The organism is Sphingopyxis terrae subsp. terrae NBRC 15098 (assembly GCF_001598815.1).
Classification (GTDB): domain Bacteria; phylum Pseudomonadota; class Alphaproteobacteria; order Sphingomonadales; family Sphingomonadaceae; genus Sphingopyxis; species Sphingopyxis terrae.
On sequence record NZ_BCZQ01000019.1, the window covers coordinates 63,967 to 88,074 of the forward strand.

At 66.6% G+C, this 24,108-nt stretch carries 19 protein-coding genes; 7 read left to right on the plus strand and 12 right to left on the minus strand.

Features of this window, described 5'->3' with window-relative positions:
- The first annotated feature begins 65 nt into the window (after positions 1-65).
- The gene (locus tag STE01S_RS12690; protein WP_003049467.1) at positions 66-503 is read left to right on the plus strand and encodes a MarR family winged helix-turn-helix transcriptional regulator; all 438 of its coding nucleotides are present in this window, start codon (positions 66-68) and stop codon (positions 501-503) included.
- 2 nt (positions 504-505) lie between these two features.
- Here the strand turns inward: STE01S_RS12690 and STE01S_RS12695 are convergent, their stop codons facing one another.
- Positions 506-1,081 carry an NADPH-dependent FMN reductase gene (locus STE01S_RS12695; RefSeq protein WP_062768162.1) on the minus strand — a complete coding sequence of 192 codons (576 nt, stop codon included), beginning with the start codon at positions 1,079-1,081 and terminating at the stop codon, positions 506-508.
- 74 nt (positions 1,082-1,155) lie between these two features.
- Positions 1,156-1,662, minus strand: coding sequence for a MarR family winged helix-turn-helix transcriptional regulator (locus tag STE01S_RS12700; protein WP_003049460.1), 507 nt, complete (start codon positions 1,660-1,662; stop codon positions 1,156-1,158).
- A gap of 131 nt (positions 1,663-1,793) precedes the next feature.
- On the opposite strand from STE01S_RS12700, the gene leuD reads away from it, so the two are divergent.
- Positions 1,794-2,372: a 3-isopropylmalate dehydratase small subunit gene (leuD, locus tag STE01S_RS12705; protein ID WP_062768165.1), complete on the plus strand. Its 579-nt coding sequence runs from the start codon at positions 1,794-1,796 to the stop codon at positions 2,370-2,372.
- On the opposite strand, the gene leuC is transcribed toward leuD, so the two are convergent.
- Entirely contained in the window at positions 2,369-3,796 is a 1,428-nt protein-coding gene (gene leuC, locus STE01S_RS12710; RefSeq protein WP_062768168.1) for a 3-isopropylmalate dehydratase large subunit, read from the minus strand. The genes leuD and leuC overlap by 4 nt on opposite strands.
- Before the next feature lie 249 nt (positions 3,797-4,045).
- Here leuC and STE01S_RS12715 point away from each other — a divergent pair, with 249 nt between their 5' ends.
- Complete coding sequence (locus STE01S_RS12715) at positions 4,046-4,954, plus strand: DMT family transporter (protein WP_062768171.1); 909 nt, start codon at positions 4,046-4,048, stop codon at positions 4,952-4,954.
- Position 4,955: 1 nt separating this feature from the next.
- Here STE01S_RS12715 and STE01S_RS12720 read toward each other — a convergent pair whose 3' ends face one another.
- The 3 genes from STE01S_RS12720 to STE01S_RS12730 are packed head-to-tail and all read right to left on the minus strand — an operon-like array spanning position 4,956 to position 8,113.
- Positions 4,956-6,044, minus strand: a complete 1,089-nt coding sequence (locus STE01S_RS12720) for an alpha/beta fold hydrolase (protein ID WP_062768298.1) — start codon at positions 6,042-6,044, stop codon at positions 4,956-4,958.
- Positions 6,045-6,056: 12 nt separating this feature from the next.
- Positions 6,057-6,761, minus strand: a complete 705-nt coding sequence (hutC, locus tag STE01S_RS12725) for a histidine utilization repressor (RefSeq protein WP_062768174.1) — start codon at positions 6,759-6,761, stop codon at positions 6,057-6,059.
- Positions 6,758-8,113 carry a formimidoylglutamate deiminase gene (locus STE01S_RS12730; protein WP_062768177.1) on the minus strand — a complete coding sequence of 452 codons (1,356 nt, stop codon included), beginning with the start codon at positions 8,111-8,113 and terminating at the stop codon, positions 6,758-6,760. Before STE01S_RS12730 ends, hutC begins: the two co-directional genes overlap by 4 nt.
- Positions 8,114-8,198: 85 nt before the next feature.
- On the opposite strand from STE01S_RS12730, the gene hutI reads away from it, so the two are divergent.
- Genes hutI through hutU form a run of 4 tightly spaced genes read left to right on the plus strand, consistent with a single transcriptional unit; the run spans position 8,199 to position 13,394 of the window.
- A complete protein-coding gene (hutI, locus tag STE01S_RS12735) occupies positions 8,199-9,404 on the plus strand; it encodes an imidazolonepropionase (protein ID WP_062768179.1) in 1,206 nt (401 codons plus the stop codon).
- Positions 9,383-10,930, plus strand: coding sequence for a histidine ammonia-lyase (hutH, locus tag STE01S_RS12740; RefSeq protein WP_082813323.1), 1,548 nt, complete (start codon positions 9,383-9,385; stop codon positions 10,928-10,930). Before hutI ends, hutH begins: the two co-directional genes overlap by 22 nt.
- Positions 10,930-11,733 carry an N-formylglutamate deformylase gene (gene hutG / locus STE01S_RS12745; RefSeq protein ID WP_058812542.1) on the plus strand — a complete coding sequence of 268 codons (804 nt, stop codon included), beginning with the start codon at positions 10,930-10,932 and terminating at the stop codon, positions 11,731-11,733. The genes hutH and hutG overlap by 1 nt, the downstream gene beginning before the upstream one ends.
- Positions 11,730-13,394, plus strand: coding sequence for a urocanate hydratase (hutU, locus tag STE01S_RS12750; RefSeq protein ID WP_062768182.1), 1,665 nt, complete (start codon positions 11,730-11,732; stop codon positions 13,392-13,394). The genes hutG and hutU overlap by 4 nt, the downstream gene beginning before the upstream one ends.
- Here hutU and STE01S_RS12755 read toward each other — a convergent pair.
- The 6 genes from STE01S_RS12755 to STE01S_RS20830 all read right to left on the minus strand — a co-directional run bounded on the left by STE01S_RS12755 (position 13,391) and on the right by STE01S_RS20830 (position 24,048).
- Complete coding sequence (locus STE01S_RS12755) at positions 13,391-14,638, minus strand: MFS transporter (RefSeq protein WP_062768184.1); 1,248 nt, start codon at positions 14,636-14,638, stop codon at positions 13,391-13,393. The genes hutU and STE01S_RS12755 overlap by 4 nt on opposite strands.
- Before the next feature lie 65 nt (positions 14,639-14,703).
- Positions 14,704-17,073 (minus strand): TonB-dependent siderophore receptor, encoded by a 2,370-nt coding sequence (locus STE01S_RS12760; protein WP_003049417.1) that lies wholly within the window; start codon positions 17,071-17,073, stop codon positions 14,704-14,706.
- 14 nt (positions 17,074-17,087) lie between these two features.
- On the minus strand, positions 17,088-20,036 hold the full coding sequence (gene pgmB / locus STE01S_RS12765) for a beta-phosphoglucomutase (protein WP_255265950.1): 2,949 nt from the start codon (positions 20,034-20,036) through the stop codon (positions 17,088-17,090).
- 135 nt (positions 20,037-20,171) lie between these two features.
- On the minus strand, positions 20,172-21,176 hold the full coding sequence (locus tag STE01S_RS12770) for a LacI family DNA-binding transcriptional regulator (protein WP_062768190.1): 1,005 nt from the start codon (positions 21,174-21,176) through the stop codon (positions 20,172-20,174).
- Between the two features lie 85 nt (positions 21,177-21,261).
- A complete protein-coding gene (locus STE01S_RS20825) occupies positions 21,262-23,067 on the minus strand; it encodes a TonB-dependent receptor domain-containing protein (protein ID WP_255265951.1) in 1,806 nt (601 codons plus the stop codon).
- Between the two features lie 219 nt (positions 23,068-23,286).
- Positions 23,287-24,048: a TonB-dependent receptor plug domain-containing protein gene (locus tag STE01S_RS20830; protein WP_255265952.1), complete on the minus strand. Its 762-nt coding sequence runs from the start codon at positions 24,046-24,048 to the stop codon at positions 23,287-23,289.
- Positions 24,049-24,108 lie beyond the last annotated feature (60 nt).

Sequence of the window (24,108 nt, forward strand, 5' to 3'; positions counted from 1 at the left end):
GGGTCCTGACCCTAGCGTGCGCGCCATCGGCGTGCCGCCGAAAACGGGGAATATCGCGTCACTCCATGCGCACCAACCAGCTTATCATCGCTCTTTTCCAACGCTTCTGCTGGCTCGACGAAGGGCTGCAGGCACGGCTGCACGATCGCGGCTGGCCCGACATCAGCCGCCCGCAATCGATGGTGATGACGAATATCGTCAGCGGTATCGTGCGCCCGTCGGACATCGCGCGCAATCTGGGCGTCTCGCGGCAGGCGATTCACAGCACGATCAACCAGATGGTCAAGCTGGGCATGGTCGAACTGGCGCCCGATCCCGACGACCGGCGGCACATGATCGTCTCGCTCACCGAAACGGGCGCCCGGATGCGTCAGGACGCGCAGCGCGCGATGGATCAGCTCGCCGACCAGCTGGCCGATCGGCTTGGCCATGACCGCTTCGACGCCTTGCTCGCAACGCTCGAGGCCGACTGGGGCGACAACAAGGAACGCCGCCCGGCCTAGGGTCAGGCGGCGAGCGCGGCCGCCACCTTGGCGAGCCGCATCGCCGTCATGTCGATCAGCGATGCGGGTAGCGCGTCCTTCAACGCGCCGCTCTCGTCGAAAGCGGCATGCGCGTTGGGGATCAGCACCTGTTCGGGAATCACGAGCGCCTGCACCGTCGACAGGATCTGGCGCAGATGAATCAGGCCGCGCAACCCGCCGAACGGGCTGACCGAGGCCGACATGATCGCCGCCGCCTTGCCGCGATAGGCGACGAGCGCGACAAGCCCCTCGTCGCCGGTCGGCCGCGACGCCCAATCGATCGCATTTTTGAGCAGCGGCGACACCGAGCCATTATATTCGGGCGAGACGAACAACAGCCCGTCCTGCGCCGCAAAGACCCGTTTCAGCCGCTCGGCATCGGCGGGAAAGGCGCCGGATTCGATCGCGGCCGAATAGAGCGGCAGGTCGAAGCTGGCGAGATCGACGTCGGTGACCTCAGCCCCTTGCGCCTCGAGCGCGCGAATGGCGAGCCTGCCCAGCGCCCGGTTGAACGATCCTTCGCGCGTGCTTCCGACGACAACCGCAATTTTCGGCAATTTACCCTCCCCGCGATAATGATTAGAATACTAACCTATTATCGCGGACGTCCGCAAGCCCGTTGCGAAAGGGGTCAGGCCTTGATGTCGGACAGCGTCGACAGCTTGGCGGTTTCGTCGGCCAGATTCTCGATCACGCGGCGCATGAGCGCCTGCAGCGTTTCGACCTCTTCATCGGTCATGCCGCGGGTCGCGATTTCATGGACCTCGGCATTCATCGGCGCGAGGATCAGCTCGAGCTTGCGCGCGTGCGGGGTCAGATGGATGAAGGTCTTGCGCCGGTCGTCCGAGGTCTTCTTGCGCGTGATGAAGCCCGCCTTCTCCAGCCCCTTGAGCGCGACCACCGTCGTCGGCTCGCGCATGCCGACACGCTCGCTCAGTTCGCGCTGGGTGATGCCGTCCTCGCGCCAGAGCTGGCGCAGGAACCGCCATTGCCCCGCCGACACATCATAGGTCAGCGTCCCGCGCTCGAGCAGCCGCGAAAAGGAGCGGAAGACGATGCGCGCCAGATAGCCGATGCTGTTTTCGGGATTGGTGTAATATTCGGCCGGATGCCGAAACGTCTGGGTCTTCTTCGCCAATTCTCTTCCCCTTTTCCCGAACCTTAGGGGCCTATGATTTGCCCGGCAATATGCTTCGATGTACCAATATCGTTGGACAGGGAGGGGCAACCCATATACTTAGTGTTCTAAGTTATGGAAAGGATAATCGGATGTTCGACCGGCTGACCGCCGTGGCGGCGCCGCTGCCGATCGCCAACGTCGATACCGACATGGTCATTCCGGCGCGCTTCATGAAGGCCCTGTCGCGCACCGGACTGGGGCGGCATCTGTTCCAGGAATTGCGCTACACGCCCGATGGTTTGGAGCGTGTGGATTTCGTCCTGAATCGCGGCGCAACCCGCGGCGCGCAGATATTGATCGCCGACCGCAATTTCGGCTGCGGCTCGTCGCGCGAACATGCGGTGTGGGCGCTCCGCGACTTCGGCATCCGCTGCGTGATCGCGCCGAGCTTCGGCGATATTTTTTCGAACAATGCGCGCAAAAACGGCCTGCTGCTGATCCGGCTGCCCGCCGCAATCTGCGACCGGCTCCGCGACGAGGTCGCGCTCGCGCAATTCGCGCCGATGACCGTCGACTTGGTCGAGCAGCGCCTCACGCTGGCGTCGGGTGAAGGCATCGATTTTGCCATCGACCCCGACGATCGCCGCACGCTGCTGGACGGACGCGACGACATCGCGCGCACCTTGCGGCACGAGGCCGCGATCACCCGTTTCGAAGCGGCGGCCTAGCCCGATCCTTCATCGGTCAGGATCGCCGGATCGGCGATGCAACCGGCAATCGCGCTCGCCGCCGCGAGCGCGGGGCTCATCAGATGGGTGCGGCCGCCGCGCCCCTGCCGATTCTCGAAATTGCGGTTCGACGTCGCCGCGCAGCGTTCGCCAGGCAAAAGGCGGTCCGCGTTCATCCCGACGCACATCGAACAGCCGGGCTCGCGCCAGTCGAAGCCCGCTGCGCGCAGGATGCGGTCGATCCCTTCCGCCTCGGCCTGTCGTTTGACCAGCCCCGACCCCGGCACGACCATGGCGCGCACATGATCCGCGACCCGGCGTCCCTCGACCACCGCCGCGACGACGCGCAGATCTTCGATGCGGCTGTTGGTACAGCTTCCGATGAAGACGCGATCGATCGGCGTCCCGGCGATCGGGCGGCCCGGCGTCAGGCCCATATAGGCGAGCGCCCGCTCGGCTACCGCGCGCGCATCGGGATCGGCGAGGGCGGCCGGGTCGGGGACGGCGCCGTCGATCGCAATCACCTGCGACGGATTGGTACCCCAACTGACCATCGGCGCGACCGCGTCGGCATCGATCCGCAATTCGCGGTCGAAGGCGGCCCCGGCGTCGGTCGGCAAGGCGCGCCAGCGCGCCAGCGCCGCGGTCCAGGCATCGCCCTTCGGCACCGCCGGCCGATCCGCGAGATAGGCGAATGTCGTGTCGTCGGGCGCGATCAGTCCGGCGCGCGCGCCCATTTCGATGCTGAGATTGCACAGCGTCATCCGCGCTTCCATCGACAGCGCCCCGATCGCGCTGCCCGCATATTCGATGACATGCCCCGTCGCCCCGTCGACGCCAATCGCCGCGAGCAGATGCAGCGCCAGATCCTTTGCCTGGACATGCGGACGCAGCGCGCCGTCGACGGTGATCCGCATGTTGCGCGAACGGCGCTGCCGGATCGTCTGCGTCGCCAGCACATGTTCGACTTCGGACGTGCCGATGCCGAAAGCGAGCGCGCCGAACGCGCCATGCGTCGACGTGTGGCTGTCGCCGCACACGATCGTCATGCCGGGCTGAGAGCGCCCCTGTTCGGGGCCGACGACATGGACGATGCCGCCGCGCGGGTCGCCCATGGCGAAATTCTCGATGCCGTGCCGCGCCGTGTTGCTGACCAGCGCCTCGAGCTGCGCGCGCGCTTCGATATCGGCCACTCCGGCGGGCCCGGCGGCCTGTCCTTCGGTCGGGACATTATGATCCGACAGCGCGAGCGCCCGCTCGGGCCGGCGGACCCCCCGCCCCGCCTCCTCGATCGCGGCGAAGGCCTGCGGCGACGTCACTTCGTGCAGCAGATGCAGATCGACATAGAGCAGGGTTTCACCATCGTCCTCGGCAACGGCGTGGGCGTCCCATATCTTGTCGTAAAGCGTGCGCGGGCCGGTCATCGATTCGCCGCCCGCACCGCGCCCGGATTTTCGAAAGACGTCACCCTGTCCTTGCTCCCCGCCGGATAGATTCCGGTTGCCCAGAATTACTTAGTATACTAACTTATAGGGTGAGCCAGATGGCATGATCAAGAGATTTTCGGTGACGACAGCTCATCAAGACATGAAATACGTAGTAGCTAAAGCATTTGACTGCTCGCACTAAGTGGGACGGAGATGTATAATCAGCCCGCCTGACGCCGCCGCCGCATGAACCCCATCTGGCTTCCCGCCTCGCTGTTCGGCGGGCTCTTTCAGGCGTGGCGCACTGCGCTGCAGCAGCGGCTGCGCGCCGAACTGAGCGTCAGCGGCGCGGGGCTGGTGCGCTATCTCTACGGCCTGCCCTTTGCGCTCGCCTTTGCGGTCGCCTGGCTCGGCGCGCGCCATGCGGCGCTGCCACCGCTCGGCCTCGCCTTCGCCGGTCTGTCGGCGGTCGGCGCGGTGACCCAGATGGCGGGGACGATCCTGCTCATCACCGCCTTCGGCCACCGCGGCTTCGTCGTCGGCACCGCCTTTTCCAAGACCGAAGCGGTGCAGGCGGCGCTCGTCACGGCATTGTTCCTCGGCGAACAGCTGCCGCTGCTTGCCTGGGCGGGTATCGTTGCAGGGGTCGCCGGGGTGCTGATCCTCGCGCTCGCGGGACGCGGGCTGACGCTGCGCGAAATCGCGGGCTCGCTCGGCCAGCCGGCGGCGCTGTTCGGGCTCGGCGCGGGGTCGATGTTCGCCTGCGCCGCGGTCGCGATAAAGCTTGCCACCGCCGAGCTGCAGGGCGTCGATACGGTGGGATCGGCGCTCGTCACCCTCGTCGTGGTGATGGCGATGCAAAGCGCGCTGCATCTTGCGTGGATCATCGCGCGCGACCGCGACACGCTCGCCGCGGTCGGCCGGACGTGGCGCTCCTCGGCGCAGGTCGGGCTGCTATCGGCGCTCGGATCGGCGTGCTGGTACACCGGCTTCGCCGCCGCCCCCGCGGCACTGGTCCGCGTCGTCGGGCAAGTCGAGGTGGTGTTCACCATCGCCTTTGCGCATTTCTATCTGCGCGAGCCCGTCCGCTGGCACGAGACGCTGGGGCTGCTGCTGGTTGTCGGCGGCGTCATCCTCGCGCTGCTGTCGACATAATTCAGCGCAGCGGCGGCAATCCGTCCATGATCGCGGTCAGCGCGAGCGCATTTTCGCGCTCCATCGCGCTGTGTCCCGCATTGGTGACGACGTAAGTGTCGGGCTCGCGCCCCGCGTCGCGCAGCGCCGCGACCAGCCGCGACGCCTGCGTCAGCGGACACACCTCATCGAAGCGGCCGTGGACGATATGCACGGGGATGGACGCGAGCGTGGACGCGCCGCCGATCAGATGACCGGGTTCTAGAAACAGGTCGTTTGCAAAGAAATGCGCCTCGATCTGCGCAAAGCATAGCGCGAAGTCGGCATCGCCGAACTTGCCGGTCGCGCCATGTTCGGGAATCAGGTTGGAGATCGTCCCTTCCCACAGCGACCAGACGAGCGCGGCATGCAGCTGCCGCTCGCGTTCGGCGTCGGTCTGCGGCACCATGTCGAAGATCGCCTTGTACGACGCCATCACATCGCGCCGTTCGGCGACCGACAGCACGCCGAGCAGTTCGGCCCATTCGTCAGGATAGTTGATATAGGCGCCGGGCGCGGTCAGCGCATAGGGCGCCTCGTGCCAGGTCGCAGCATTGCCCTGATACAGATAGTCAAGATCCTCGGCCGATCCCAGAAAGATGCCGCGCAGGATCAGGCTGGCGCAATGCTGCGGAAAGGCGATGGCATAGGCCATCGCGAGCGTGCTGCCCCAGCTGCCCCCGAACACATGCATCGGCCCTGCGATGTCCAGCGCATCGCGCAGCCGGTTGATGTCGTCGATCAGGTGCGGCGTATCATTGTGGCGCAGCGCCGCGGCGGGGCCAGCGGCGGCGACATTGGGCTCACTCTTGCCGCAGCCGCGCTGGTCGAACAGAATGATGCGATAGCGCGCCGGATCGAAAAAACGCGCCATCTCGGGCGAGCAGGCGCCGCCCGGCCCGCCGTGAAGAACCATCACCGGCTCGCCGCCCGCGGCGCCATATTCCTCCCAATAGATGCGGTGCCCCGCCTGGGCATCGACGTCCAGCCAGCCGCTGCGCCGCGGCTCCGCCGCCGGATAACGCCAGCCGTCGCCGATCTTGCTGCTGGTTTCGAGACGCGAAAAATCCATGACCATTCCTCTTCAGGGCCGAAAATGCGCGACGAGCGCGTAGCGGTCGCCCGGATAGACCTGCCGCGCATAGGTGATGCGCTCGGCGCCGCGCCACGTCCAGCGTTCGAGCGCCATGCAGGCCGCGCCCGCCGCGATGCCGAGCGCGACCAGTTCCTTCGCCCCGGCATTGACCGCGGTGATGCGATGCTCGGCCTCGGTCCAGGGAACATGCGCGAGCAGCCACGATCCCGGCGGCTCGACCGCGAAATCGACGTCGGCCGCGCCGGGCACCGCCGCCAGATTGATGAGGCGCCTCTCGAGCGCATAGGGCCGCCCGCCGGCATGGTGGCGGCACTCGATCGCGAGCACCGACCCGCCGTCGATCTGAAGCAGGCGCCGATCCTCCTCGTTCGCTGCGCGAATTTCGCGGCGGTCGAGGTCGAGCCGATAATCCTCGCCCTGCTGCGCCACCTCGTCGCGGATATCGGGAATTTCGAGCGCGGCGCGATGAATACGCGGGTGCGAAACGAAGGTGCCAGCGCGCTTGCGGCTTTCGATCAGCCCCGCCTCGACCAAGGCGCGCAGCGCCCGGTTCACGGTCATCCGCGAACAGCCATAGGTCGCCATCAATTGATGTTCATAGGGGATGCGGTCGCCGGGCTTCCATTCGCCCGACATGATCCGCGCCTCGATATCGCGGCGGATCTGCGCATGGAGAGCGCCGCTCTGCTTCATGCGAGCAGCGCCTGCATCGCGTCCCGATAGCGCGCGTCGATCGCCGCGCGCGCAACATGGCGGCCGCCCGCGACGCATTGGACGCCGCGGCGCCAGACGCAGTCGACCAGGCGGCCGCCTCGCCCGAAGATCCAGCTGTCGAGGATCGCATCGCCGCGCCGCCCGGCGAGCGCGGGGTCGGCCGCAGTCAGGCTGACAAGATCGGCCGCCGCGCCGGTCGCAATGCCGTGCCCCGCCTGCCCCAGTGCCTGTCCCCCGCCCGCCTGCGCCGCCTGGTGGAGCGCGGCGCCGGTCGAACGCCCCGCACCGCCCGCGAGCAGATTGCGGCCGCGATGCGCCAGCCGCTGACCATATTCGAGCAGGCGCAGTTCGGCCGCCGCGTCGATCTCGACATTGGAATCCGAGCCGACCCCGAAGCGGCCACCGCCCGCCAGAAACTCGCGTGCCGGGAACACACCGTCGCCAAGATTGGCCTCGGTGATCGGGCACAGCCCGACGACGGCCCCGCTCTGCGCGATCGCGCGCCATTCGGCTTCGGTGACATGCGTCGCGTGAACGAGGCACCAGTCGGCGCCGACCTCGGCGTTCGCCATCAGCCATTCGACAGGCCGGGCGCCGCTCCAGGCTTGGCACGCCTCGACCTCGGCCATCTGTTCGGCGATATGGATATGCACCGGCGCGCCGGCCGCCATTGCTGCAACAGCGGTCAGTTCGCTGGCGGTCGCCGCGCGCAGGCTGTGCGGCGCGACGCCGACGATGGCATCACCCAGTCCCGCAACCGCGGCACGCGACGCGTCGAGCAACGCGGCATAGCTGTCGAGGTCGCTGACGAAGCGTCGCTGCGCCGCGGTCGGGGCCGCGCCGCCGAACCCCGAATGAGCATAGAAGACGGGAAGCAGGGTCAGACCAATCCCCGTTTCATCGGCCGCCGCCGCAATCGCCTGCGCCATCGCCGCGACATCGCCATAGGGCCGGCCGTCAGGCGATTGATGCAGATAATGAAATTCGCCGACCCGGGTAAAACCGCTCTCCAGCATTTCGGCATAGGCGAGCGCGGCGATCGCGCGCATGCCGTCTGGATCGAGCCGGTCGACGAAGCGATACATGACTTCGCGCCACGTCCAGAAACTGTCGTCGCCTTCGCCCGCGCGCTCGGCGAGGCCCGCCATGCCGCGCTGAAAGGCATGGCTGTGCAAATTGGGCAGACCGGGGATCAGGATAGCATGCCGGTCGTCGCTCGGCTGCGGCGGCGCCGCCACCTCGATCGCACCGATATGGCCGTCGGTGATCGTCAGCCGGACATTTTCCGCCCAACCCTCCGCCAGCCATGCCTGTTCGCACCAAAGCGCCATCGCCTCATCCCGTCTGGACAATCTTCCGCGTTCGGATTTATGTATATACATTATTGAGTCGATGCCACAAGCCGGAGGAGAGGGCATGCGCTGCGATCGCCTGTGGACCAACGCCCGTCTCGCCACGATGCGCGCCGACCTGCCCGGTCTCGGCGTCGTCGAGGTCGGCGCGATCGGCATGCGCGACGGCCGGATCGCCTTCGCCGGCGCCGCGGCGGATGCCCCCGATGCCGCCGATGTCATCGATTGCGGCGGTCGCTGGATAACCCCCGGGCTGATCGACGCGCACACCCATCTGGTCTTCGCGGGCGACCGCATCGCCGAGTTCGAACTGCGCCAGAAGGGCGCGTCCTATGAAGAGATTGCGCGCGCGGGCGGCGGCATCGCCTCGACAGTGGCGGCGACGCGCGCGGCGAGCGAAGCGGCGCTGGTCCGGAGCGCGCTGCCGCGCCTCGACGCACTGATCGCGGAGGGCGTCACGACGATCGAGATCAAGTCGGGCTATGGCCTGACCCTGACCGACGAAGCGAAGATGCTCCGCGCAGCGCGGGCGCTGGGCGACGCGCGCCCGGTCACGGTGCGGACGACCTTTCTCGGCGCCCACGCTCTGCCGGGTGAGTTTGCGGGCGACGCCGACGGCTATATCGCCCTGCTGTGCGAGCAGATACTGCCCGCGATCGCGGCCGAAGGACTCGCCGATGCCGTCGACGCCTTTTGCGAAAATATCGGCTTCACGCCCGCGCAGACCGAACGGATGTTCGCCGCCGCCGCCGCACATGGCCTGCCGGTCAAGCTCCACGCCGAACAGCTTTCCAACCAGCATGGCGCGGCACTCGCCGCGCGGCATGGCGCGCTGTCGGCCGATCATCTCGAATATCTCGACGAACCGGGAATTGCCGCAATGCGCGATGCGGGGACGGTCGCGATGCTGCTGCCCGGCGCCTTTTACTTCCTTCGCGAAACGAAGCTGCCGCCCGTGGCGGCGCTGCGCGCGGCGGGCGTGCCGGTCGCCCTCGCAACCGATTGCAATCCCGGCACCTCGCCGCTCACCTCGCTGCTGCTGACGATGAACATGGGCGCGGTGCTGTTCGGGCTCACCACCGATGAATGCCTGCTCGGCGTCACGCGCCATGCAGCGCAGGCGCTCGGCCTGTCGGGCAGCATCGGCACGATCGAGGCGGGCAAGCGCTGCGACCTTGCGATCTGGGATATCGAACGGCCGTCCGATCTGGTCGGCCGCATGGGCCTCAACCCGCTGCACCAGCGGATATGGATGGGACAGACGACGTGACGCAGATTGTCATCACGCCGGGCGGCATGACGCTGGCCGACTGGCGGGCCATTTACGAAGGCGCGGCGGCGCGGCTCACTGCGCCGGCCTGGGACGCGATCGACGCCAGCGCCGCGGCGGTCGCGCGCATCGTCGCGCGCGGCGCCCCGGTCTATGGCATCAACACCGGCTTCGGAAAGCTGGCGAGCGTCCGGATCGCCGACGACGAGCTGTCGGTCCTGCAGCGCAACATCGTGCTCAGCCACGCCGCCGGCACCGGCCTCGCTTCACCCACGCCCGTCATCCGCCTGATGATGGCGCTCAAGCTCGCCAGCTTCGGCGTCGGCGCCTCGGGGGTACGGCGCGAAACGGTCGGACTGCTCGAGGCGATGCTGGCCAAGGGTCTGACCCCCGTCGTCCCGTCGCAGGGTTCGGTCGGCGCAAGCGGCGACCTCGCCCCGCTGTCGCATATGGCGGCCGCGATGATCGGCGTCGGCGCGATCGCGGTCGGCGGCAAGATATTGCCCGCGGCCGAGGCCCTTGCCGCCGCCGATCTGGCACCGCTCGAGCTTGGGCCCAAAGAGGGCCTGGCGCTGCTCAACGGCACGCAATTTTCGGCCGCGAACGCCCTCGCCGGGCTGTTCCGCGCCGAAACGCTGTTCCAGTCGGCGCTGATCACCGGCGCGCTCTCGACCGAAGCCGCCAAAGGCTCCGACGCGCCGTTCGACGCGCGCATCCATGCGCTGCGCGGTCATGCGGGGCAGCGCGAGGTCGGCGATGCGCTGCGCGGCCTGATGGCGGGTTCGGCGATCCGCGCCTCGCACGCCGAAGACGATCCGCGCGTGCAGGACCCCTATTGCCTCCGCTGTCAGCCGCAGGTGATGGGTGCGGCGCTCGATCTGCTGCGGCAGGCCGGCACGACGCTGCGCATCGAGGCCAATGGCGTTTCGGACAATCCGCTGATCTTCGCCGATAGCGACGAGGCGCTGTCCGGCGGCAATTTCCACGCCGAGCCCGTCGCCTTCGCCGCCGACATGATCGCGCTGGCGCTGTGCGAGATCGGGTCGATCGCCGAACGGCGCATCGCGATGCTCGTTGACCCTGCGCTGTCGGGCCTGCCCGCCTTCCTCACCCCGCGGCCGGGCCTCAATTCGGGCTTCATGATCCCGCAGGTCACCGCCGCCGCGCTGGTCAGCGAGAACAAGCAGCGCGCCTATCCCGCCAGCGTCGATTCGATCCCGACCTCGGCCAATCAGGAGGATCATGTCTCGATGGCGGCGCACGGCGCGCGGCGCCTGCTCGACATGGCCGACAATGTCAGCGCGGTGATCGGCATCGAATTGCTCGCGGCCTGTCAGGGCATCGACTTCCACGCCCCGCTGACATCGAGCGCCGCGCTCGAGGCGGCGCGCCGGCATCTGCGCGCGGTCGTCCCCACGCTCGACGACGACCGGCATTTCCATCCCGATATGGAAGCCGCGACCGCGCTGATCCGCACCGGCAGCCTCGCCGCCGCGGTGGCCGCGGAGCTGCCGGGGATCGGCTGATGGACTGGCTGCGCATCCACCGCGGCGACGCCCCGCTGATCGTCGCCTTCCCGCACGGCGGCACCGATCTTGCGGGCCTCGATGATCAGTTCGTCTCGCCATGGCGCGCGCAGTTCGATACCGACTGGTGGATCGCCGATCTTTACGCCTTCGCGCGCGATCTGGGCGCGACGACGATCGCGACCGCGATCTCGCGCAGCGTGATCGACATGAACCGCGATCCGTCGGGCGCCTCGCTCTATCCGGGGCAAGCGACGACCGAGCTCTGCCCGACGACGACCTTCGACGGCGACCCGCTCTATCGCTTCGGCGCGGCCGACGAGACCGAAGTCGTCCGCCGGCTGGGCCTCTATCACCGCCCGTATCACGATGCGATCGCGGCAGAGATCGAGCGACTGAAGGCGCAGCATCGCAAGGTCATTCTTTACGACGCCCATTCGATCCGCAGCCATGTGCCGCGCCTGTTCGACGGCGAATTGCCGCAATTCAACATCGGCACCAACGGCGGCGCGACCTGTGCGCCCGAGCTGGAAACCGTGGTTGCAAGCATCTGCGCCGCGAGCGGCCATAGTCATGTCGTCAATGGCCGCTTCAAGGGTGGCTGGACAACGCGCCATTACGGCCACCCCGACGCGGGCATCCACGCGATCCAGATGGAGCTCGCCCAGCGCGGCTATATGGTCGAACCGGCGTCTTTCGACCCCGGCAACTGGCCAAGCCCGCTCCACTCCGATCCCGCGATCCTGCCGACGCTGCAGCAAGTGATCGCCGCGACCCTCGATTTTGCGAAAGGATATCCATGACCCGCCTCGACAACAGCCGCGTCATCAAGGCGCCGACCGGCGACCGGCTCAACGCCAAGAGCTGGCTGACCGAAGCGCCGCTGCGCATGCTGATGAACAATCTTCATCCCGACGTTGCCGAACGCCCCGAGGAATTGGTCGTCTATGGCGGCATCGGCCGCGCCGCGCGCGACTGGGAAAGCTATGACCGCATCGTCGAGACGCTGAAGCGACTCGAAGGCGACGAAACGCTGCTTGTCCAGTCGGGCAAGCCGGTCGGGGTCTTTCGCACCCACCCCGACGCGCCGCGCGTGCTGATCGCGAACAGCAACCTCGTCCCGCATTGGGCGAATTGGGAGCATTTCGGCGAACTCGATAAGCGCGGGCTCGCCATGTACGGGCAGATGACCGCGGGATCGTGGATCTATATCGGCACGCAGGGCATCGTGCAGGGCACCTACGAAACCTTCGTCGAAATGGGGCGCCAGCATTATGACGGCGACCTCGCGGGCAAATGGCTGCTCACCGCCGGGCTTGGCGGCATGGGCGGTGCACAGCCGCTCGCGGCGGTAATGGCGGGCGCATCGTGCCTCGCGATCGAGTGCCAGCCGAGCCGGATCGAGATGCGGCTGCGCACCGGCTATCTCGACGTCGCGGCGCAGACGATCGAGGAAGCGATGGCGATCATCGAAAAAAGCTGCGCCGACAAAAAGCCGGTGTCGGTCGGCCTGCTCGGCAACGCCGCCGAAATCCTGCCCGACCTGTTCGCCCGCGGCATCCGCCCCGACCTTCTGACCGACCAGACGAGCGCGCACGACCCGGTGAACGGCTATCTCCCCATTGGCTGGAGCGTCGCCGAATGGATGGAGAAGCGCGAAAGCGACCCGCAGGCGGTCGCAAAGGCGGCCAAGGCGTCGATGGCGGTGCACGTCCGCGCGATGCTCGATTTTCAGGCCGCGGGCGTGCCGACAACCGATTATGGCAACAATATCCGGCAGGTCGCGAAGGACGAGGGCGTCGATAATGCCTTCGATTTCCCCGGCTTCGTTCCCGCCTATATCCGCCCGCTCTTCTGCCGCGGCATCGGTCCGTTCCGCTGGGCGGCGCTGTCGGGCGACCCCGAGGACATCTACAAGACCGATGCCAAGGTGAAGGAACTGCTGCCCGACGACGCGCATCTGCACAACTGGCTCGACATGGCGCGCGAGAAAATTCACTTCCAGGGCCTGCCCGCGCGCATCTGCTGGGTCGGGCTCGGCGATCGTCACCGGCTTGGGCTCGCATTCAACGAGATGGTGGCGTCGGGCGAACTCAAGGCGCCCGTGGTCATCGGCCGCGATCATCTCGACTCGGGATCGGTCGCCTCGCCCAACAGGGAAACCGAAGCGATGCGCGATGGGTCGGACGCGGTCAGCGACTGGCCGCTGCTCAACGCGCTCCTCAACACCGCGAGCGGCGCGACCTGGGTGTCGCTGCACCACGGCGGCGGCGTCGGCATGGGCTTTTCGCAGCACAGCGGCATGGTGATCGTCGCCGACGGCACCCCCGAAGCGGCCAGGCGGCTCGAACGCGTGCTGTGGAACGACCCCGGCACCGGCGTCATGCGCCACGCCGACGCGGGCTATGACATCGCGATCGACTGCGCGCGCGAAAAGGGACTCGACCTGCCCTCGCTCGGTTAGGCGGGCTGCGCTGTCGCCGTTTCGCTGGCACGGATGCGGCGGCGGAGCAGGAACAGGCCGGCGGCGAGCAAGGCCGTCGGCACCAGCATCAGCGTGAAGGCGGTGCGCCCGTCGAGATGCGCGAACAGCGCGCCGGTAATCAGCGACCCCGTCGTGCCGCCAAGCGCCGAAAAGACGACGACCAGCCCCATCAGCGACGGGTGATGCCGGTTCGGCATCGCGCTCAGCATCACCGAAATGATCGTCGGATAAATGGGCGCGAGCGCGAAGCCGATCATCGGGAAGAGGAAGGCCGCGATCGGCGCGTCGCGCCACGTTTCGATCGGCACCGGACGCAGGCCATCGGCGAGCGGCAGCACGAGGATGATCAGCGCCGCGAGCACGGCCAGGCAGATGTTCAGGACGGGATACCAGTCGAAACGCGCCATCACCGCGCCGGCGCCGAAACGGCCGAGCGCGATGCACGCCGCGAACAGGCTCGCCGCCTGGACGCTCATCTGCGCCGGCAGGTGCAACACCTCGTTGTTGAAGGTCGGCAGCCAGGTGCCGATCCCCTGCTCGATCAGCACGAAGACAAAGGCACAGACGATGAAGACGAGCACCAGCGGCAGCGCCGCGAGCCGCAGCATCGCGACGAGCGGCGGCCCCTGTTCATCGGCGGCCTCCTCCCCCGCATGGGTGCGGCGCTCGTCGAGCGATGCGGACAGGATGAAGGCGAGCGCCAGCGCCGGGATCACCGCCAGCACCCAATAGGCGTTGAGCCAGCGCAGGCCCGTCGGGTCGATGAAGGCGCTGAATACCCAATAGGACGACAGCACGCCGACCATGAACATGCCTTCGATCAGGCTGGTCAGGCTGGCGTGGTGCCGCGCGTCGTCGGTGACGAGGCCGATCATCGAATAGACGACGACTTTCGCGACCGCGAAGGCCGCGCCGACCATCGCGAAATGCAATTGCGCCGCGCCAAAGCTTCCCGCGAGCGGCATGACCGTACAGGCCGCGATCGCGAGCAGCAGCGCCCCGATCAGCGCGTTGCGGAGGCCGATGCGCGGCAGATAGCTCGCGGTCAGGAAGGAAACGATCGCAATCGTGATATCCTTGAAACCTTCGAGCGTGCTCGCCTCGGGCTTCGTGACATGAAAGCCGGAAATCGACTGCAGGATCACCGTCCCGACGCTGTTGAGCAGCATCGCGAAGGCGACATAGGTCAGGATCATTGCGGCAATCAAACGCGTGCGGGCCATGCCAAGTCCTTTGCCGCAAAGAGGGGTGGTCGCGAAGAGGCCGCGACCACCCAGGGAGGGATGACCTAGAATTTATAGGCGGCGCTGAAGCGGAACGACCGGCCCAGAATCGGACGGGCGTTCAGCACTTCAGCCGTATTCTGGCCCAGCGTGCGTGGATCGCCTTCGGTCAGACCGATCTCGTTGGTCAGATTGTCGGCGGTGACCGCAAAGCTGAGCGCACGGTTGACGTCGACCGTCACGCCGGCATCGATCTTGAAATAATGCGGCAGCGACTGGGTGTTGCCGGTGTCCGAGAAACGATCGCCGATATAGGTGAAGGTCGAATAGACGCCGACCTTGCCGTCGTTGCCGAACGGCAGTTCATAGGCCGGGGTCACGCGCCATTGCCACTTCGGCTGCCGCTGGACGCGGTTGCCGCTGAGGTCGGTCGCACCGTTGTTGGTGAAGAAGTCCCGATATTTGGCGTTGAGCCACGTGCCCGAGAAGGCGAGCGTGAAATTGTCGACCGGCCGAAGCTGTCCTTCCAGTTCGACACCCGTGCTGCGCGCGCCGCCGATCGACGCCTGCGGAGCGCCATTCTGGATGACGGTGGTGACAAGGCCTTCGAACTTGGTGTGAAACAAGGTGGCATAGAGCGACAGCATGTCGGTCCGCACCTTCACCCCGCCTTCGAAATTGTCGACGCGCGGCGAGACGCGGATGCCGTCGCGCAGATTGTCGAAGAAGGGATTGGTGTTGCCACGATTGTAACGGACATAGGCGCCGACCGACGACGAGAAGTCGTAGTTCAGGCCCGCCGTCCACGACCAGGCGCCCTTGCTGTACGAAATATTGCGGAAGGTGCCGTCGAGCACCGCGACATTCTGGTCGTAAAGCGTGTTCGGGTCGCCATCGGCGTCGAGCACGGTCGCATTGTTTTCCAGCGTGCCCGTTGCCTTGTAATGCTGATAGCGCAGGCCCGCGTCGAAGCGCAGTTCGGGCGTGATCTGGAACTCGTCGACCGCATAAAAGGCATATTCGCGGCCGTCATAGGCGGCGTTGACGTTGAAGAAGCTGCCCTGCGTGAAGCCGCGATCGGTGACCACCTGGCCGTTGGCGAGCGTCAGGTTGAGCAGCCGCGCGTTGTTTTCGGCGGTCAGTAGCTGGATGTTGCCGAGGTTCCACTGGTCCTTCGACGAAAAGTCGGAGAAATAGGCGCCCAGCGTGAACTTGTTGTTGCCGCTGTCCCATTCGACGTTGAGGTCGTTGGTGAAATCCTCGATCTGCTTGCGCACGATCCAGGTGCCGGCGCGGATCACCTGCTGGCTGCCCGCATTGGCGACCGCATCGCCGCCATTGACATAGGTCAGGCTGCCGATCGTGCTGCCGAGGCTCGCCGCATAGTCGGCGGCCGACATCGCGGTGCTCGCCGGAACCAGCCCGGTCGTATCGGCATCGCCCTTCAGGTAGCTCGCGCGATACCGCAGCTGGAGCCCGTCGCCGATCTCGTAATCGAAATTGGTGCCAAGGTTGATCAGCTTGGCACCGCGGCCGTCGCCAAGGTCGGCGCGCGTGCCGTCGGGAAGCACCGACAGGCGCGTTTCGGGGCCGGCGATCACGCCGGTGCCGGGGTCGATATTGCCGAACTGGCGCACCTTGTCGCCGTCGCGGATCACCGGGATCGGCAGCAGCCACTGGCCATGATCGTTGAGATAGCGCGCGAAGACGAGGATCGAACCCTTGTCGAGGTCATGGCGGATATTGGCGGTGATCTGCCCGCCCTTTTCGGCGGTGAAGCCCGGATTGCGGATGCCGTGGCCGCTCGAATAATAGCCGCCGACCATGAAGGTCGTGTTGTCGCCGAGCGGACCCGACAGGCGCAGGTCGCCGCGCACGTCGCCGAAATCGGTGACACTGGCCTTCACGAGCCCTTCGAATTCGGGGCCGCCCTCTTTCTGGACGAAGTTGACGGTCAGCCCGGGCTGGCCGTTGGCGAACAGCGCGCCGGTGCCGCCGCGCACCGCCTCGACCCGCGCGATCGTTTCGTCGATGCGGATAAGCTGCGTGTTTTCGAGGAACGACAGCGTCGGCGGCGAGAAGAAGGGCACGCCTTGCGTCGTCAGCGTGACGAATTCGGCGTCGCCGCCCGACGGATAGCCGCGCACGAAGATGTTGGCGCCGTTCTGGCCGCCCGAGCTTTCGGCCATGACGCCCGGCACCACCTTCAGCAGGTCGGCGGTGCTGTTCGGCGCAGCCTGTTCGATGGCATCGGCCGAAATGCTGGTGATCGCAAAGGCCGCGGCCTGGCGGCTGACCCCGCCGCCGGCGGTGCCGGTGACGACGATTTCATTGCCTGCCGCATCGTCGGCAGGCTGAGGCGCTTCCTGGGCATGGGCCGCCGCCGGCAGCGCGATGAGCGCGATCGACGAGAGCAGATAGGTCCGTTTCAACATGGCTGTTCCTCCACTTATCCTGTTTTCTTTGAAAGGTTGCCCGCGCTCGCCGCTTCCCGTTCTGCTGACAGGATCTGGTCGACCGAAAGCGCCCCGATGGCGGGGACATGCACGTCGGCGTCGGGCAGCGCCTCTTCAGACCCGATGCCAATCGCCACCATGCCCGCCGCATGGATGGCCGAAATTCCGGCCTGCGCATCTTCGATACCGATGCAGCGTTCCGGGGGGAGGCCCATGCCGTCGGCACAGGCCAGGAATATGTCGGGCGCGGGCTTGTTCGCCGCGATCGCGCCCGCGTCGGCGATGAAATCGAACTGGTCGGCGATGCCGAGCAACCGAACGACGTCGCCGGCATTGCGGCTCGCCGAGGCGAGGCCGATCTTGATGCCCGCCCCGCGCAGCGCCGCGAAAAGCGCGCGCACGCCGTCGAACAGATTGGCGGGCGAATAAGCGGTCAGCCGCGCGCGGTAGAGCGCATTCTTCTCTGCAAGCATCGCCTCGAAGCGCGCGTCGTCGACCGCCGCGCCCGCGCCGTCCAGGATAAGGCGCAGCGATCCCGCGCGATCGACGCCCTTCAGCCGGTCGTTGGCGGCGCGGTCGAAGGCATAGCCATATTGGTCGGCGAGTGCCTGCCACGCATGGTAATGGTCCTCGGCCGTGTCGGTCAGCACGCCGTCGAGGTCGAAGATCACGCCCTGCACCGCCGGGCGCGCCATCCGGACCGCCGCGTCGGCAAGACGAACCGGGCGGCCGTGATCGACAATCTCGACCGGCGCGCCCGACAGGCGGCGATAGGTCGCCCCTTCGGCATCGACCGCAACCTCGATCACGCTGCCGCGCCACATCAGGCGGAAATGATAGCGCGTCCACCCGGCCGGGATGCGCGGCGCGAAGGCGGGGCTATCGCCGTCGAGCCGCAGGCCGCCCCAACCGTGCGCAAGCACCAGCCAGCTCCCCGCCAGCGCCGCCATATGCAGGCCGTGGGAGGTGTTGCCGTGGCGATTTTCCAGATCGACGAAGGCGGCTTCGCGATGGAAATCGAGCGCCTCCGCATCTTCGCCGAGCCGCGCCGCCACGATCGCGAAGGCGACCGACGACAATGTCGAGTCATGCGCGGTGACGCGGCTGTAATAGTCGAAATTGCGCCGCTGCAGCGCGAGCGGCAACGACACGAGATCCATCGCCATCGCCTGCAGCACATTGCCCTGCTTGGCGATCTGGTGCCGGAACAGGATCATCGGGTGATAGCGCATCAGCAGCGGCCCGCGCTCGTCGAGCGGTGCCAGATCAGCCAGCTTCGGGCGTCTCAGAAAGGCGTCGTCCTGCGGGCTTACCCCGGCCTCTGCATCGACCGGCAACCACATCGCCTCGGCGGCGCGGCGCCACATCGCGACTTCTTCGCCATCGAGGCCGATGGCCTGCGCCAGCGCCGCGAAGGCCGCGGGATCAGTATGCGCCAGCCAGTCGGCGGTGTCGGCAGCATAGGCAAGGTGGCGCGCCGCGATCGCGTTGGTGTAATAATCATTGTCGACCAGCGCCGAATATTCGTCGGGCCCGGTCACGCCATAGATGCAAAAGGCACCGCCGCGGCGCGGGTCGAAGGCGCCGATCTCGGGCCAGATCCGCGCGGTTTCGAACAGCATTTCGGCCGCGGCACGGCGGAAGTCGCTATCGCCCGTGGCTGCGACATACAAAGCGACGCCATGCGCGATGTCGCCGTTGATATGATATTGCGCCGATCCCGTCGGATAGTGCGACGAACATTCGGCCCCGCCGATCGTCCGCCACGGATAGAGCGCGCCGCGCGCATGGCCGATGCCGCGCGCATGCGCCCGCGCCGCCGCAAGCTTGCCGATACGATATTGCAGCAGGGTGCGCGCCCGGTCGGGCATCTGGAGCGCCAGCACCGGGAGCATGAAGGATTCGGCGTCCCAGAAATAATGGCCCTCATAGCCTTCGCCCGACAGCCCTTTGGCCGCGATGCTGTGTTCGGGGTCGCGGCTGGCCGACTGGTGGAGCTGGAACAGGTCGAAACGCAGCGCCTGCGTCAGCGCGTCGTCGCCCGCGATCGCAAAATCGGCATGCGCCCACAATTGGTCGACCGCGCGCTCCTGCGCCGCCGCAATGGCGTCGAACGGCTGCGGTTCGGGCAGCGCGGCGATGTCGACCGGGTGGCCGCGGGTGCAGGTCATGGCGACCACCCGGTCGACGCTCAGCGTGCCGCCGGCGACCAACGCGCCGCGCGCCATATGGCCGCCGTCGATGCGCACCACCGGCGCATTGATGCTGGCGACCCGCTGGCGATAGGCGAGTTCGACGGCACCCTGGGCAAACCGGACCACGGAAGGGGTGTCGCCCGGTTCGGAAGGCTGAACGGTCCAGACCGGCCGTAGCCGCCCGGAAATACGCGGATCGTCGGCGGCATCGGCGCTGCCGCCGTCGGCATCGGTGCCGAAGATCAGATCGATCTCGATCGTCGCGGCGAAATCCACCGGCGAGACCGACAGGCGCGTCGCGACGCAGGCATCGCCGTCCAGCGGAACGATGCGAACGGCCGCAATCTCGATCGTCCGGCCATCGGCGAGACGCCAGCGGGTGCGGCGGCGAAGCTGTCCCGAAGCAAGATCGAGCAGGCTCTCGGCTTCGGCGCGCTCGGCAGCCGCAAAATCGACCGGCGCGCCGTCGATCCGCAGGCGCAGGGCCACCGGGCTCGGGCATTTGATCCGCGTGTCGGTCGCGGTCGCGTAGCCGGGGAAGCTTTCATGATAATCGATCGGGCGGCTGACATAGGCGCCGGGAAGATAGGCGCAGGGCGCGGCGGCGCATTCGTCGGCGACGCCCTCGACGCCGACCAGGCCGTTGGCGAGCGCGAACAGCGCGGCCGCCTGATCGCCGACGGCGTCGCCGCCGTGCCGGACAAGCCGCATCGTATCGGAAGCTGCGCTGGAAATTGCCACTGTCATCCTCACCCGCGGCGCACGCTCGGCCGGCGCGCGCTCCATCGAAGCCGTCTTCTGATCCAAAAATGGTATCGATGTCAAGTTATCGATACCATTAGGGGAAAGGTCGCGCGAACTACGGCGCATTCGCGCAGTGATTCAGCTTTCGCGTGCGACCAGTTCCACGTTCATGGCGCGCGAATCGGCGCCCTTGCCCGCTACGAGATCGAGCACCTTCTTGGCGAGCAATTCGCCGCCGACCGCCCAGTCCTGCCGGATGGTGGTGAGTTTCGGCGATACGATCGCTGCGCCGGGGGAATCGTCGAAGCCGACGACCGATACGTCGCCGGGTACGGACAGGCCGCGCGCCTGCAACGCTTCGATCGCGCCCATCGCAATGGCATCGCTCGCCGCGAAGACGCCGTCGAAGGCAGTGCCCTCGGCCAGAAGCCGATCGACCGCCTCGCGCCCCGCTGCGGCGGTGAAGGCGCAGGCGATCCGGTCGATCACCGCGGCGTCGCTGCCCTTCAGCGCGTCGGCAAAGCCCTGAAGCCGATCCTCGACCTCGCCATGCTGGGTTTCACCAAGGAACAGCAGCGCGCGGCGCCCGCGCGCGCGCAGATAGTCGGCGGCGAGCCGGCCGCCCGCGCGATTGTCGCTGCCGACGACGACGCGTCCGGGCGGGCCGTGCGCCGCGCCCCAGACCACATACGGCAGCCCGGTCGCCTCGATCGCCGCGGCGGCGTCGTCATGCACACCCTGCCCCAGCAGGATGACCCCGTCGGCCGACGGCGGATGCTGTGCGAACAGTTCGATCGTCGTCAGCACCATATTCTGTCCGGCCGCGGTCAGTTCCTGCATGATCCCGCCGAGCAGCGAGAGCGGATAAGGCTCGCTCATCAGGCGGTCGTGCGAGGGGGCCATTTCGATGACGACGGCGATGGTCCGGGTGCGCTGCTGCCGCAGATTGCGCGCCGAAATATTGAGCCGGTAGCCCATGCGTTCGGCGGTATCGCGGATCAGCCGGCGCGTGCTTTCCTTGACCGTCGGGCTGTCCGAAAGCGCGCGCGAAACGGTGATCTTCGCGACGCCCAGCTCGCGCGCGATGTCGGCCATCGTCGGGCGCGCATTGCCGCCGCCAAGGGGACCGGTGCCATTAGCCATGGCCCCCCTTAACGCGCGTCCGCCTTGTTTCACAAGCGCCTAAGCGGAGGGCGGCGGGGACGGAAGCCCGCCCCGCCGCGACCGGTCAGAGCGCCGATCCTCCCAATTTGTAGGTGAGCTGCAGGAACACGCTGCGTCCGATGCTGTCGAACCAGCTGGTGTTGTAATAGGGATAGCTCGACCAGGTCGGGTCCTTGACGGGGTTCGTGTCGAACAGGTTGCGCACCGTCAGCGAGCCGCGCAGATGATCGGTAAAATCATATTGCATGGTCGCGTTGAAGAGGTAGCTCGCCTTGATGAAGGCATCCTCGTCATAATTGGGCAGCTTGCCGAGGCGGGTGCCCGAGAAGGTCAGCTGAAAACCCTCATTTTCATATGAAATGCTGCCGTTCGACTTGTCGCGCGGCAGATAATAGCCGCTATCGACCGCGAGCTTGTCGACGAACGGATCGCCGGGATATTGCTGGAAGCTGTGCTTGAACACATGGCTGTGCGCGAGCGACAGGGTGAAGGTGCCGATACCGGTCGGCAGGCTGCCACGGAAGGCGATATCGATCCCGCTCGTCCTTTCGCGCGCAATGTTGATCGGATTGACGCGGATCGACGAGATCTGCCCCGCATTGCCGCCGCTGGCAAAGCGCGTGATGCGCGCGAAGGCGTCCTGACAGGTCGGCGAATTGGGATCGAGCTTGGGCGTGCCGCCCTCGGTCAGCACGCTGCAATCCGCCTCGGTCCGGGCCAGCGTATCGATGCTGAGATCGTCGACCTGATTGTCGAGCGTCACGCGGAAATAATCGACCGAAACATGGAGGCGGCTCGACGGCGAAAAGACGATGCCGCCCGTCAACGTGCGTCCGGTTTCGGCGTCGAGGTTGCGGTTGCCGGTCCGGTTCACGACGACGCCGGTCCCCGAATAGCTGCAATCGCCGATATCCTCGTCGGGCTCTTCGACCGCGCACAGATAATAGTCATCGACGCTGCTCTGCACATTGCCCGGTCCGGTAAAGACATAGTGAAGGTCGGGCGCGCGGAAGGCGGTTCCATAGGCGGCGCGCAGCAGCAGGCTGCTCGTCGGTCGGACTTCGACCCCGCCATTATAGGTGAATTTGCCGACATCGCGGCCGGCAAAGCCGAAGGTGTCATAACGGCCGGCACCCGTCAGCGTCACGAAATCGAGCACCGGCACGCGCACTTCGCCGCCGATCGCGGCATGGCTGCGCTTGCCCGCGCCATCGCTGTCCTTCCAGCTGTAATAATAGTCGGTGAGCGCCAGCGGATCGGGGCGCAGATTATAGCCCTGCTTGCCATATTCGGCGACCACCGCGACCCCGACCGGACCGGCCGGAAGCTGGAACAGCTCGCCATTGGTTAGCGTCGCCTGCAAATTGCTGGTCCAGCTATACGGACGATAGACCGTATCGGCCGAAATGCTGTCATATTCGGCTGGCGTCAGCGCGGTGTAGAGCCGCGCGGGATCGGCGTTGAAGATCGGATAGCCGCTGTCCTCGTCGACCCCCAGCTGTTCGCCCAGAAAGAAAGCGATCGCCTTGGAATTGACGATCTGGGGCCAGCGGACGACCGACTGGTAGCGGCTGTAATTGAACGATGCCTCGTAATTCCAGGCATTGCCGAAATTGCCGCGGATACCGGGCGTGATGCTGTAGGTCGTCTGCTTGCTGCGCTGCATTTCCAGCCCGCCGGTTTCTTCCGGCGCAAACTGGCGCGACCAGTCGTCGATCGTATCGTCGAACGCGTTGTAAAAACTGTTGTCCGAACTCGACGACGAGCTTTCGAACGCCCAGCTCGTGACATCGTACATCAGCCGGACCTTGCTGATCCCGAACTGAAAGTCGGCGAACAATTTGGCATTGTCCGACAGCTCGTAGGACATCGTGCCGAAGCTGTTGAAGCCCTTGCGACCCGAAACGATCGTCCCGTAGCCGATCGACGTCTTGCTGCCGCAGTAATAGCCGGGGCCGTAATCGTCGAGTGCCGGATCATAATCGCCGTAGCGCGGACGCGACGTATAGATGGTCGAACCGCCGTTGAGGTTCGCAACCCCGGCGCAGGCCGCCGGACCCGGATCGATATAGCTGTCGTTTTCAATGCTTTAGCGCAGGAAGGTGCGGCGCGCGATCGTGCTGCCGGGACTGTCGTCGGTGCTGTCCTGGATCGAACGATCATAAGCCCACAGCGGACGCTGATCGAGATATTCGATCCCGGCCGCGATGCTGAAGCGGTCGGTCGACCAGCCGCCGGTCGCGGTGAAGCGATGCGACATGCCGCCGCCATGCTGGGTGCGGCCATGACGATAGTCGAGGGTCAGGCCGTCCAGATTTTCCTTCATCTTGAAGTTGATGACGCCCGCAATTGCGTCCGAACCATAGATGGCGGAGGCTGCACCCGACAATATCTCGACCTTGTCGATCAGCCCCACCGGGATGTTCGAAATGTCGGTGAAGTTGCTGCGGCCGATATAGGGCAGCGGGAAATCGGCTATGCGGCGGCCGTTGACGAGCACGAGCGTGTGGTTGGGGCCAAGGCCGCGCAGGTCGACCTGCTGCGCGCCGGGGGTGAAGTCGGCGCTGCTGCCCGACTGCGGGCTTTGCGTCTCGCCGCTGTTCTGCGTCATCGCCGCGAGCAGTTCGGGGACGCTGGTATAGCCGTTGGCGCGGATCGCATCCGAATCGATGGTCGTGACCGCCGACGGCCCCTGATCCTTGATCGTGGGAATGCGCGAACCGGTGACGATGATCTCCTGCACCGCGCCCTCGTCCGACGCGTCCTGCGCCAGCGCCGGCGTGGCGAGCGCGGGAAGGCAGACGCCCAGCCCGAGAATGATGCGAAGCGACCGTCGGCCGAGATGTTCCATCGAAAAGCCCCTATCCTGTCTGCGGCGCGAATCGGCGCCCCCAATGCCCTGTCACGAGAC

Excerpts from the sequence above, each read along its gene's own strand:
- STE01S_RS12690 (WP_003049467.1), top strand. The coding sequence starts at position 66 with ATGCGCACCAACCAGCTTATCATCGCTCTTTTCCAACGCTTCTGCTGG.
- leuD (WP_062768165.1), top strand. The coding sequence starts at position 1,794 with ATGTTCGACCGGCTGACCGCCGTGGCGGCGCCGCTGCCGATCGCCAAC.
- leuC (WP_062768168.1), bottom strand. The coding sequence starts at position 3,796 with ATGACCGGCCCGCGCACGCTTTACGACAAGATATGGGACGCCCACGCC.
- STE01S_RS12715 (WP_062768171.1), top strand. The coding sequence starts at position 4,046 with ATGAACCCCATCTGGCTTCCCGCCTCGCTGTTCGGCGGGCTCTTTCAG.
- STE01S_RS12720 (WP_062768298.1), bottom strand. The coding sequence starts at position 6,044 with ATGGATTTTTCGCGTCTCGAAACCAGCAGCAAGATCGGCGACGGCTGG.
- hutC (WP_062768174.1), bottom strand. The coding sequence starts at position 6,761 with ATGAAGCAGAGCGGCGCTCTCCATGCGCAGATCCGCCGCGATATCGAG.
- STE01S_RS12730 (WP_062768177.1), bottom strand. The coding sequence starts at position 8,113 with ATGGCGCTTTGGTGCGAACAGGCATGGCTGGCGGAGGGTTGGGCGGAA.
- hutI (WP_062768179.1), top strand. The coding sequence starts at position 8,199 with ATGCGCTGCGATCGCCTGTGGACCAACGCCCGTCTCGCCACGATGCGC.
- hutH (WP_082813323.1), top strand. The coding sequence starts at position 9,383 with ATGGATGGGACAGACGACGTGACGCAGATTGTCATCACGCCGGGCGGC.
- hutG (WP_058812542.1), top strand. The coding sequence starts at position 10,930 with ATGGACTGGCTGCGCATCCACCGCGGCGACGCCCCGCTGATCGTCGCC.
- hutU (WP_062768182.1), top strand. The coding sequence starts at position 11,730 with ATGACCCGCCTCGACAACAGCCGCGTCATCAAGGCGCCGACCGGCGAC.
- STE01S_RS12755 (WP_062768184.1), bottom strand. The coding sequence starts at position 14,638 with ATGGCCCGCACGCGTTTGATTGCCGCAATGATCCTGACCTATGTCGCC.
- STE01S_RS12760 (WP_003049417.1), bottom strand. The coding sequence starts at position 17,073 with ATGTTGAAACGGACCTATCTGCTCTCGTCGATCGCGCTCATCGCGCTG.
- pgmB (WP_255265950.1), bottom strand. The coding sequence starts at position 20,036 with ATGACAGTGGCAATTTCCAGCGCAGCTTCCGATACGATGCGGCTTGTC.
- STE01S_RS12770 (WP_062768190.1), bottom strand. The coding sequence starts at position 21,176 with ATGGCTAATGGCACCGGTCCCCTTGGCGGCGGCAATGCGCGCCCGACG.
- STE01S_RS20825 (WP_255265951.1), bottom strand. The coding sequence starts at position 23,067 with ATGTCCTACGAGCTGTCGGACAATGCCAAATTGTTCGCCGACTTTCAG.
- STE01S_RS20830 (WP_255265952.1), bottom strand. The coding sequence starts at position 24,048 with ATGGAACATCTCGGCCGACGGTCGCTTCGCATCATTCTCGGGCTGGGC.